Genomic DNA, 10694 nt, shown 5'->3' on the forward strand with positions numbered 1-10694 from the left:
GACGATCTTCGGATACTCCCAAAGCGCCACCGCCGAGTCGATCGCCATGACCCAACTCGCAGAAGACGGCATCCCCAGCGCCGATCTGCACTTCGTGTTCATCGGCGACCCCTGCCTCCCGGGCGGAATCGAGGCGAACACTTACGTGACGCCCGATGATCTGTACCCGGCGACGATCTACACGCTCGACGGTGACGGGGTCGCCGACTTCCAACAGGACGTCGCAGCCGGAGGTCAGCTGGATGCGCTGTACAACCTGTTCACTACGCACGCGGAGTATTTGGGTTTGACACCGACGCAAATCGCTGACGCGACCACGTCGATCGACGGCGACCTCACAAATATCGACATCTCCGACAACATCAACGGCTTCGACGCGTTTATTGGTGCACTCGATAATGGGATCGGCAGCAGCGGACTGTTCGAGAGCCTATTCCAGTCCCTGCAACTGTTTTTGACTAATACGTTCTGACCTGAGTTCTGAGTGAGCGCACCGGCAGCGGTTGCGGCGCAAGGGGGCGCGCGACGGTCAGGTACGTCACGCAACGAATGACGCCCGTCCCGAATGTTGGTGCAGGGGCCGGCGGGGCAGCACCGTCGGCGGCACCACGACCCATCCGCCGTCGGTGGTACGAGGTCGCTAACAAAGTGGTTGGGGAACTCGTCGCGCGACTTGGCCACGGCGACGTTGTACCCCAAACCACCGACAATGAGTGTCCGCAAATCAGACAAGGATTCCGAGACCGGTGGACCCGGGTAAAATAGTTACGCTCCGTAGCGTATTGTTTCGCGCCAAGGGGGCCTACAGAGGAGCGCCAGCCGTGACCCGCAAACCCGAAGACGCAACATGGATCGGCCCCTGGGAAGACGGCCAACGACTCTTTGACGGGCGCAGCTGGACAGTCGAGCACACGACCCACAACGGACGGCCTTACCCCATCACTGTTGCCGTCATCGGCAAGCAACAGCTTGACGGGCGCATCCAAAGGCGCATCGCTGTTGACGTCCCCGGTGATCCGATCACGCCAGCGGAGGCCCGCCAGGTAATCGAGGCGCTGTCTGAGGCCGCTGCGTTGGCAGACACCGAGATGGCTCCGAAGAAGGGGTCGCGGAGGCCCACCCCGCGTGGATCGGACCGCCCCGGAGTGTGGGACGGCCCGATCACTTATTCAGACGTCGGCTGAGGCGTGCCCGCGGCTGCACGCCGCAGATTAGCGATAAATCGAACTCTGACAATTACGCTCGTGTTTATGGACGATGACCAGGGTCAATCCGACTCACCATGACGGGCCGACGCGATCTGGGTAACCGAACGCATAAACACATTGACGATGTGGGTGCGACTCGCGACGAGATGGAGTACCTGGTGCAGGTCATCGTCGAGATCGGTTCCGTTCTGAACCTGGATGCGACGTTGCATCGAATCGTCGATGCGGCGATGAGGCTGACAGGTGCCCGGTACGGGGCACTGGGAATACGCGCCCATGACGGCACCCTCGCTTCGTTCATCCACGTGGGAATCGACGATGACACAGCCCGGCGGTTCGGCGATCTGCCGGTAGGTGACGGTCTACGCGTTGATGATCTGAGTGCTCAGCCGCAGGCCATAGGGCTGCACGCACACGACCCGCCAATGCGGGCATTCCTCGGCATACCAATCACCGTGCGGGCAGCTGTTTTCGGGAACCTTTATCTGGCCGATGACCGGCCCGATCGAGTGTTTTCCGACTTCCAGGAGAGCGCCGTACGGGCGTTGGCCACAGCGGCGGCCGCCGCCATCGACAACGCGCGACTCTTCGAACGAGAGCGCGAATCGGCCAAATGGACGAAGGCCAGTCGCGAGATCACGACCGCGCTGCTGTCCGGCGACCCGCAGACGGGGCCATTGCAGCTCATTGTGGACTTGGCCTTGGACTTAGCCGATGCTGAGCAGGCAATTTTGTTGGTCCCGCGGGAGCCCGGTCTGCCCGCCGATGAAGTCGACACCCTGGTCGTGGCCGCTACGTCCGGCCGGTACTCCTCGGAGGTGATCGGTCAGCAGGTTCCAATGGAGGGCTCCACCACGGGCGGTGTTGTGCGTCGTGGTCTCCCGCTGATTACTGATTCCTTCCAATATCCGATCGAGGGGTTTACCGACGTCGGTGAACGATCGGCGATCGTCATGCCGCTGACTGCGGATGAGACGGTGATTGGTGTGATTGCTGTCGCACGTCACCCGCAGCAGCCGCCGTTCGGCAACGATTACCTCGACCTCGTCAGTGACTTCGCCGCACACGCTGCTATCGCATTGGCGCTGACGGCAGGTCGCGAACATGCGCTCAATCAGGAACTCGCCCAAGCGGATACCGTCGACGACGCACTGCACGCCGCGGCTGAAGAATTGCGTCGGCTATGGCGAGCACGCCGCGTTTTGGCCGTGACCTTCCCGATCGGAAGCTCATCGACGCAAACCGCCTATGGCACACCGCCAATAGTGTCGGTCGGCGAGCCCGCGCAGTGGGTAGACCTGCCCTCCCATACACGACAGATCCTCAGCTCTTTGCGCGACGGCGAGCTCCTCACTCCCAACACGACAAAGGCCGGGACGGCCGGCATCGCGCTGCAGCATCCCGAGGGCGTGCTCGTCGTTTGGATCGATCTAGCTGAGCAACGGCCGTTCACCCTCGAAGACCAGACCTTGCTAACAGTGCTGGCAGGCCGCCTCGGCCAAGGCCTGCAGCGGGTTTACCAAGTTGACCAGCAGCGCGAGACCGCCCTTGCGTTGCAACACGCAATCCTCGGCCCTGCTCAGCTGCCGGGCGGGTTCGAAGTGCGATATCAGGCCGCGAGCCGGCCCCTACAGGTGGGCGGTGACTGGTACGACGTCATGGACCTGGATGACGGGCGCATCGCGTTGGTCGTCGGCGACTGTGTCGGCCATGACCTCGCCGCCGCCACCGTGATGGGTCAGGTGCGCAGCGCCTGCCGGGCCCTGCTGTTGGGCGACCCCAGCCCCAGCGCGACTCTCTCGGGGATGGATCGCTTCGCGGCACGGCTACCGGGTGCCCGATGCACCACCGCCGTCTGCGCGGTACTCAACCCCGACACAGGTGAGCTGGTGTACTCCAGTGCAGGGCACCCGCCGCCCATCCTGGTCTACGCCGACGGCGCCACCCGGATGCTCGACGATGCCCACACGATTGCCTTGGGAGTACGACCCGGCTGGTTGCGACCCGAAGCGCAAGTGATCATGCCGGCGCGCGCGACTCTGGTGCTCTACACCGACGGTCTGGTCGAACGCCGCCGCATAGCACTGGACCACGGAATCTCCCGGGTTGCCGCCCTCGTTCGAGATGGCGTCGCCTCGACGCTGGATGATCTGGCGAACCAGATCATGTCCGGTCTCGCGCCAAGCGGCGGCTATCAGGATGACGTTGCCCTTCTGCTATACCGCCATCCCGCACCGCTGGACCTGAAGTTTCCCGCCCACGCCAGCCACCTCGCTCCCAGCCGCACTGCATTGCGCAGCTGGTTGACCCGAGCCCAGGTGCGCCCAGATCAGACTTTGGACGTGCTGATCGCCGCCGGAGAAGCCGTATCCAACGCTATCGAGCACGGTCACCGCCACAGTCCGGAGGGCCTTATCAGTGTGGCGGCGACCGTGCTGGCCGACCAGGTGCAGTTGACCATCACCGACACCGGTTCATGGGAGCCTCCAGCGAAGGAGCCGCATCGCGGCCGGGGTATCGCCCTCATGCGACAGCTCATGCACGAGGTCAGCATCAACTCCGACACCGCCGGAACCACTGTTCACCTTTCCGCGAGGATCGCCTGATGCCCACGTCGCTCACCCTCGACACCGCGCGCCGCAACGATGACAAACTCGTGCTGATCGCAGTAGGGGAAATCGACCTCAGCAATATCGATGCATTCGACCAAGCCCTCACCGCCGCCGGTGCCGAGGTCGCCAACAGCGGCGGAACGCTCACTGTCGACCTCAGCGCAATCGAGTACCTGGACAGCGCCGCCATTAACGCTCTGTACGCCCGCGCCGGCCAAATCCATGTGATCGCCCACCCCCTCCTGATGTCCGTCCTCACGATGAGCGGTCTAACTGAAGTGGTCACAGTCGAACCCGCGTGACGTCGCGGCTCCGGGCGGCGCCGGCGTCTCCTCCCGCCCACCGGCGCCGCGGCCGAGCTCAGGGCACCAGGCCGGCGAGCAGTTCCGAGGCAAGGCCCGTGAGGTTCACCGTGAGATCGCCACCGGTAATCGAGACCGGTAGGCCGAGGTCGGTCACCACAGTGGTCAACAGCGATGTCACGTCGAGTGTCGGGTCGGTGCCCAACAGGCCCGGCAGATCCGACGAGATCGGTGCGATGCTGCCGAGCGCCGCCAGCAAGTCCTGGGCCAGGTCCACGTCGAAGGTCGGCACGGCGCCCCCGGTCACGCCGGGGATGTCCAGGTCCAGGCTCAGCGTGCTCGGGAAAAGCCCCTCGAGGGTGTTGAGCGGGATGCTGATGTCTGAGCTGCCGGCAGCGCCGAGGAGCGACTCGAGGGTACTGACCGACAGGCTGATGTCCGAGCTGCCGGCGCTACCGAGAAGCGTCTGCAAGTCGGAGATCGACAGGGTGATGTCGCTGCTGCCGGAGGTGCCCAGCAGGCCCTCGAGGGTGGCGGTGGAGACGCTGATGTCCTGGCTGCCGGCGGCGCCGAGAAGGTTCTCGAGACTGCTTACCGACACGGTGATGTCGGAATTGCCCGAGCTGCCGAGCGCCGACTCTAGATCGCTGAGGACGGTGGCGTCGGAAATTGATGGGGGAGTGATGGTTTCGTTGCCGATACCGAGGTCGTTGACGAAAGTTTGCAGGGAGATGGTTTCTTTGGCGATGCCGAGGTTAATGGTGTACGAGGGATTGCCGAGGTCGGCGACGATCGTGTCTACGGAGATGGATGGGACGCTGATACTGCCGCCGTTGCCGAGGGCGTCGCCGAGGACTTGGTCGATGGTGACCGGCACAGTGATGTTGCCGTTGGTGGCGGCGTCGCTGAGCAGCCCGTCGAGGGAGATCGGCAGGGAGACAGTGCCATTCGGAGTAGCGCCGTCGAGCAGGCTGTCCAGGCTGACCGGCAGGGTGAGGCTCCCGCTGGGTGCGACATCGCCGAGGAGATCGTCGACGCTCACCGGCAGGCTGAGCGTGCCGCTGGGAGCGGCGTCGCTGAGCAGGCTGTCCAGGCTGAACGGCAGGGAGAGCGCGCCGCTGGGAGCAAGATCGTTGAGGATTGTGCTGACGTCGACCGAAACGTCCAGGGATCCCGGTTCCAACAGGGTCGGGGTTGTCGTCAGATCCCCTCCGCCGACTGCTGACAACTCGTCGGCCAACGTATTGCTTAGCTGCTGAAGGGCGTCGATCTGGCCGCTCACGGCGCCGTCAGCAGTGTTGGTGAGCAGTCCGAGTTCCGGTGAAATCACACCGGAGCCAAGGGTTTCCGGGTAGCCATTGAGGAATGCGTACAGGACCGTGCTGGGACCGTCTTCGAGATCGGTGAGCGCAGTGGAGTAGTCGCCGCTGCTGAGCGCAGATTCGACGTTGTCGGTGACGGCTGTCAGCGCGGTGGCGGCGGCATTCGACGCGTCGCCGCTGCTGGTGAGCAGCAGCGCGCCCTCGGTCAGCAGGGAGATCGGGTCGGTCAGCGGGTTCGCGGTGCCGGTCGACAGGTCGCTGAACACGGCGCTGAGACCTTGAGAGATATCCGGGTCGGTCAGCCAATTGCTGCTGCCGAGAACCGTTTCCAACCCGGACCAGTTGGCCTCGGTAGTGCTGACCAGTTGAGACAGGTCGAACTCGTCGTAGTCGACGAGCCGAACCTGTCGGTGCTGCGCATCAGGCCGCGGTGTAGCCATCGGATTGACGGCGATCAGGCTGGCGCCCGCGAGAACTACACCTGTGGTGATCCAGGGTTGAAGATTGCGCTGCATGAAGGGGCCCTTTACGCACATTCGAGATACGGCTGAGACGTATCTGAGGGATGTCTGATGTGGATCTGAGAGATTTCTCGTCAGATGTTGCATGTGCGGTTTGGCTCTTGGCAACGCGCAGAAGCGAACTCACAGTGAGACGTCTAGTAATTAGCTTTGTACCAACTGCGGGTGGGAAACTGGAGCAATGACCCCAAGTCGCCCGCGCGGCCGACCGCGTAGTGAAGAACGCCGCGACGCTGTTCTGAAAGCCGCGATGGAACTGATGCAGGAGGACGATCTGCGCAGAGCGTCGGTCGATAGGATCTCCGCCCGCAGCGGGGTCAGCAAGGCCACGATCTACAAATGGTGGCCGAACCGGACCGCAGTGGCCATCGATGCGTTCTTGCACCGCATGATGATTGACGCGCCCGTGCCCGACACCGGGTCGGCGGCCGAAGACTTCCGCCTGACGTTGCGCGGCATGATGGGCTTCTACACCAGCTCACTCGGTGAGATCTATGCCCAACTCGTCGGTGAGTCGCAGTTCTACCCAACTGAACGCGAACGGATACGCACCCACCAGGTGAACGTCCGCCGAGCAGCCGTGACGAAGATCTGGGACCGCGGTGTCGCCCGCGGTGAACTGGATCCCAACCTCGACCCCGAAGTCGCGCTGGATCTCATCTTCGGGCCGGCGATGTACCGCAGGGCAACCGGGCACGGAGGATTGACCCCCGCCGATGCCGACGCCATCGTGGCCATCGCGATGCGGGCGCTGGCCAGCTGATCGGCGTCCTTGCGCTCCGCTCACTGTTCGGGGAGAGTGGCTTTCCCGTCTCACGGGCGGCCTTCTCGTGCAGTGAGCCCTAGGCCGAATCTAGTTGGCGCGGTTGATATTTCGAATGGCTATAGTTCGATCACGACGGCGCCTGCGGTGCGTCGCCTACTCAAAAGAGAGCACGTAGTCACCGCTGCCAGAATGGTCGTGGCTGCCCCCATCGGCGCAAGGCCCCGGCGAGGGGTTGCCCGCGAAGGCGAGCGCCTGACATTTGTTGCACCATCTCCAGTTGCTCTGCTCATTCCCGCCAACCGCGACACTGTAGGTCAGGACATAATCGCCGCTGAGAAGGTGGTCATGGACGCCACCAGCAGGGCAAGGCCCCGGCGAGGGGTTGCCCGCGAAGGCGAGCACCTGACATTTATTGCACCATCTCCAGTTGTCCTGCTCATTCCCGCCAACCGGGACGTCTTGGATCAGGACATAATCGCCGCTGCCAGAGTGGTCGTGGCTGCCACCAGCAGCGCAAGCCCCCAGCGAGGGGAAGCCCGCGAAGGCGAGCACCTGACATTTGTTGCACCATCTCCAGTTGTCCTGCGCAGTCATCGTCTGACCCTTTCTCTTCGCGGACACCCTGGGAGTGCCGCCTGGCAAGATCCATTTCGCGTCGACCAGGGTGCTTCGGCAACAGAGCGGTCCGCTCAGCGGACCGGATGCGCCGATTGGAGCAGTCTTAACTCGCTGCGCAACTCGGCGCGACGTGGTCGATCGGTCGGTTCTTCACCGCTTGGGAGAAAGAGATGCTTCGACATCTCCACTGGCCGGATTGCGTTCGCCGTTTGCCGACGGGTCCGCATTCGGCTGCGCCGCGGTTTCGACGACGGCGGTGACACGGGTGCCCCGTCCGGGCGCGGTGTCGATCTTCACCTTCCCGCCGATGGCTGACACGCGGTCGGTCATATTGGTCAACCCGGTGCCGGTGGTTGCGGGCTGGAATCCGTGGCCGGTGTCGCTGATCGTCAGGGTCAGTGTCTGCGCGTTGGCATGGGCGGTGATCGTGACGGCAGTGCCGGGGCCGCCATGCTTGATCGCGTTCTGCAGCGCTTCGCTGCAGCAGAAATAGAGAGCGGCTTCGATCGACGCGGGGTAGCGGCCGAGGTCCTTCAGGTCGAGTTGAATCGGAATCGGGGCGTGCGCGGCGACCGCCGTCAAGGCCTGGCGAAGGCCCCCGGTGACCAGCGACGGAGGGTAGATGCCGTGGGCGAGCCGGCGGATCTCGGCGATCGCATTTTCCAGCATCAAGGATGCCTCGGCGAGCAGCGGCTGATGTTTGCCTTGTTCGGCATTGCGGGCGAGTTGGATGAGCACCGCCAGCGCGACGAGGTGTTGTTGGGCACCGTCATGCAGATCGCGTTCGAGCCGGCGCCGTTCCTCATCAGCGGCCGTGACAAGCCGGCCGCGCGAGGCCTCGACCTCGGCGGCGCGCTCGGCGAGCATCTGCTCCGACACAGCCAGTGCGCCGGCGTTGTTCCACGCGATCACCAAGAGGTGAAAGGCATGCATCGGCAACGCGATGATGATGAAAGCGTGCTCGATCCAGCGCGGCGGTTGCGCCGAAAAGTGTGCGAAATGCTGAAAACGGGCTACCACAGCCAAAGCCAATACGCAGCCCGCGGTGATCACGGCGAAAGCCAGGCCTCGTTGCCAGCGGATGTAGGGCTGGGCGAAAACGACAGGCACCACGGCAGCCAGGACCATCACCGGTAGCAGATTGGGTGCGACGAACGTGATGAGCAGTACGGCGACCCAGTTACTGATGCAGGCCAGCGTGATCGATTCCGGATATCTCCCGCGACGCGCCAGAGGCAGCGCGATCGCCAGCACCAGACATTGCGCGCTGCAAATCGCGGCGATGGCCAAGAACCAGGCGGATCGCAACACCCACAGGTATTGCCATAGGGGCAGCAATACGCCGGCACCGCCGTACATCGCCACGTAACCAGCGAGGAACAGCTGAAAACGTTGCACCGTGAAGCGGTTGACCAGGTCGTGGCCCAACAGCGACGACGACCGGACAGCCGCCTCCAAGAGGACCGTCGGCACCCGCCAGTAGGGCACCGATTCGGTTGTCGTCGCGGGGTTTACTGGCTTGCTTTCCATAACCGCGTCAAAAGGCTCGGAGTCAGGTGTTCTTTGTGTAAGTAGGCCGCGGCGCCGCAACTCGCGACGTCCGGGGGAAGGTCCTCGACGTCATACGTTGACGTCAACAGGACGATCAATTCTGGATGTGCGGCGCGGAGCCGCCGGGTGGCTTCGATACCACCCATTCCCGGCATGTTGATGTCCATCAGCACGATCCCAGCACTGCCGTCCGGAATGAGTTCGATTGCAGATTCCCCGGTTTCGCAATTGCCGGCCATGGTGAAATCTTCGGTGGCCGCCACGGCGGCGGCCGTTGCGCGCCGGAAACTGGCCTGGTCGTCGACCACCCAGACTCGCACCTTATCGTCCACCTTCGGATGATGCGGCACGGTTGTGTCCCGCACGATGGTGTACACACCACTGTTTTCATGCGGAGCCGTCGTTGTTGAGGAACATCAACACAGCCTTGACCCGGCGGTCGACGGAGTCGTCGACGGTCAAGTGGAGCTTGGCAAAGATGGAATTGATGTGCTTTTCCACCGCCCGCTGAGTCAGCACGAGCCGTTGCGCCACCGTGCGGTTGCTGAGCCCGGTGGCCAGTTCGGCAAGCACCTCGCGTTCTCTGGGTGTCAGCCGGTTGAGCGTCTCGGCGGAGCTCGGCTGGGCCAGTAGTGCCTCGACCACCAGGGGATCCAGCACGGTCCCACCTGCGGCGACTTGGTGCACCGCCTCGCTGAGCTGGTCGAAGTGCGAAACGCGCTCCTTCAGCAGATAGCCGCGGGCCGCGGTACCGCCGTCCAGCAAGCCCTTGACGTAGTGGGGATCCGCGTATTGCGACAAAACAATTACCCCGATGTCGGGGTGCGCGGTTCGCATCCACTGGGCCAACCGAATGCCCTCGTCCGTCGACGTCGGCGGCATCCGCACATCGGTGAACAGCAGCGCCGGATGATGCTTTTCGATGAGTTCGACGGCGGAGTCATAATCCTCAGCGATGCCAACGACATTCACATCCGCGTCGGTGGATAACGCCCGGTGGACGCTGTCTCGCACCAACAGGCTGTCTTCGGCGATGACGACCGAAATTGGACCACTCACCTTGATGTCGTCCTTTCTCGATCTCTACGGTAATCAATCGATATCGCCGCATAAAGGTGCGATCTTGATTGTCCAAACTATTCGCGCATTTACGGCGGGCCGCTACAGTACTGGGCTACTTAATTTCGCGACGTAGACCCTGAAGGCCGCGCGCTGACTGGTCTCCCGCCGTGGACAGCTCCGAAGCCGTTGCGGAAGATCGCAATTCGAGCAACTATCGCACCTCGATGGGCCGGGCGGATGCAGACGCCGGGGGGGTAGGCACCACCACAGGTGTGGTGCGTGCTTTCTGGTCGCCGACCTGTCGTCGGACAACACTCAATGTTTATCCGAGCCTGTCCGCCAAGGGGCACGCACATAGTCAAGGAGGCGAAATGTCGCAATCAACAACGACATCCGCGAGAACTCCCGAAGCCGCCCGCGAAGTTGCGCCGACTTCGGCAATAGACGGGACGACTCCTGAGTCCGTTCTGATCACCGCCCAGGAGGTGCTATTCAGCACCCGGATGGCCCTGTTGCTACGAAAGGCGTCCGCCCCCCACCGGTGGATCGATGCGATTCGCGATGCCGCGGGCTCACTGCACCTGCCGCCACCGCGCCAGCATTACCCGAGAGACACCGGTTACCTGGAGCGGTCGCGCATGGCCCGCGAAATGGACCGGCTGTGAGCGCCCTCCAGTATGACTGGTCTGGCTCGCCCCGACTCGATGCTCTGATGCACGAGCTCGGGGCGAG

Annotated in this window: 10 protein-coding genes; 6 read left to right on the forward strand and 4 right to left on the reverse strand. The window is 63.4% G+C overall.

Going from position 1 to position 10694, the window contains the following annotated elements:
- The 4 genes from VN856_RS23510 to VN856_RS23525 form a co-directional block, all read left to right on the forward strand.
- A partial coding sequence (locus tag VN856_RS23510) for a PE-PPE domain-containing protein (protein ID WP_325693649.1) occupies nt 1-472 on the forward strand: 472 nt, incomplete at its 5' end.
- 349 nt (nt 473-821) lie between these two features.
- Nucleotides 822-1184, forward strand: a complete 363-nt coding sequence (locus VN856_RS23515) for a hypothetical protein (RefSeq protein ID WP_325693651.1) — start codon at nt 822-824, stop codon at nt 1182-1184.
- Nucleotides 1185-1282: 98 nt separating this feature from the next.
- Entirely contained in the window at nt 1283-3814 is a 2532-nt protein-coding gene (locus VN856_RS23520; RefSeq protein WP_325693654.1) for a SpoIIE family protein phosphatase, read from the forward strand.
- Nucleotides 3814-4122 (forward strand): STAS domain-containing protein, encoded by a 309-nt coding sequence (locus VN856_RS23525; protein WP_325693657.1) that lies wholly within the window; start codon nt 3814-3816, stop codon nt 4120-4122. Before VN856_RS23520 ends, VN856_RS23525 begins: the two co-directional genes overlap by 1 nt.
- Before the next feature lie 58 nt (nt 4123-4180).
- On the opposite strand, the gene VN856_RS23530 is transcribed toward VN856_RS23525, so the two are convergent.
- Complete coding sequence (locus VN856_RS23530) at nt 4181-5959, reverse strand: hypothetical protein (protein WP_325693660.1); 1779 nt, start codon at nt 5957-5959, stop codon at nt 4181-4183.
- 187 nt (nt 5960-6146) lie between these two features.
- Here VN856_RS23530 and VN856_RS23535 point away from each other — a divergent pair, with 187 nt between their 5' ends.
- A complete protein-coding gene (locus VN856_RS23535; protein ID WP_325693663.1) occupies nt 6147-6728 on the forward strand; it encodes a TetR/AcrR family transcriptional regulator in 582 nt (193 codons plus the stop codon).
- 771 nt (nt 6729-7499) lie between these two features.
- On the opposite strand, the gene VN856_RS23540 is transcribed toward VN856_RS23535, so the two are convergent.
- Genes VN856_RS23540 through VN856_RS23550 form a run of 3 tightly spaced genes read right to left on the reverse strand, consistent with a single transcriptional unit; the run spans nt 7500 to nt 9959 of the window.
- Nucleotides 7500-8879, reverse strand: a complete 1380-nt coding sequence (locus tag VN856_RS23540; RefSeq protein WP_325693665.1) for a sensor histidine kinase — start codon at nt 8877-8879, stop codon at nt 7500-7502.
- Nucleotides 8861-9232, reverse strand: a complete 372-nt coding sequence (locus VN856_RS23545; RefSeq protein ID WP_325693669.1) for a response regulator transcription factor — start codon at nt 9230-9232, stop codon at nt 8861-8863. The genes VN856_RS23540 and VN856_RS23545 overlap by 19 nt, the downstream gene beginning before the upstream one ends.
- A 55-nt stretch (nt 9233-9287) precedes the next feature.
- Nucleotides 9288-9959, reverse strand: coding sequence for a response regulator transcription factor (locus tag VN856_RS23550; RefSeq protein ID WP_325693671.1), 672 nt, complete (start codon nt 9957-9959; stop codon nt 9288-9290).
- 374 nt (nt 9960-10333) lie between these two features.
- Here VN856_RS23550 and VN856_RS23555 point away from each other — a divergent pair, with 374 nt between their 5' ends.
- Nucleotides 10334-10627, forward strand: coding sequence for a hypothetical protein (locus VN856_RS23555; RefSeq protein WP_325693674.1), 294 nt, complete (start codon nt 10334-10336; stop codon nt 10625-10627).
- The last annotated feature ends 67 nt before the right edge of the window (nt 10628-10694 follow it).

This window comes from Mycobacterium sp. (assembly GCF_035603715.1).
Classification (GTDB): Bacteria; Actinomycetota; Actinomycetes; order Mycobacteriales; family Mycobacteriaceae; genus Mycobacterium.

Bases quoted from the DNA above. Each gene is read 5' to 3' on its own strand.
- VN856_RS23525 (WP_325693657.1), top strand. From the start codon at position 3,814: ATGCCCACGTCGCTCACCCTCGACACCGCGCGCCGCAACGATGACAAA.
- VN856_RS23535 (WP_325693663.1), top strand. From the start codon at position 6,147: ATGACCCCAAGTCGCCCGCGCGGCCGACCGCGTAGTGAAGAACGCCGC.
- VN856_RS23530 (WP_325693660.1), bottom strand. From the start codon at position 5,959: ATGCAGCGCAATCTTCAACCCTGGATCACCACAGGTGTAGTTCTCGCG.
- VN856_RS23555 (WP_325693674.1), top strand. From the start codon at position 10,334: ATGTCGCAATCAACAACGACATCCGCGAGAACTCCCGAAGCCGCCCGC.
- VN856_RS23520 (WP_325693654.1), top strand. From the start codon at position 1,283: ATGACGGGCCGACGCGATCTGGGTAACCGAACGCATAAACACATTGAC.
- VN856_RS23540 (WP_325693665.1), bottom strand. From the start codon at position 8,879: ATGGAAAGCAAGCCAGTAAACCCCGCGACGACAACCGAATCGGTGCCC.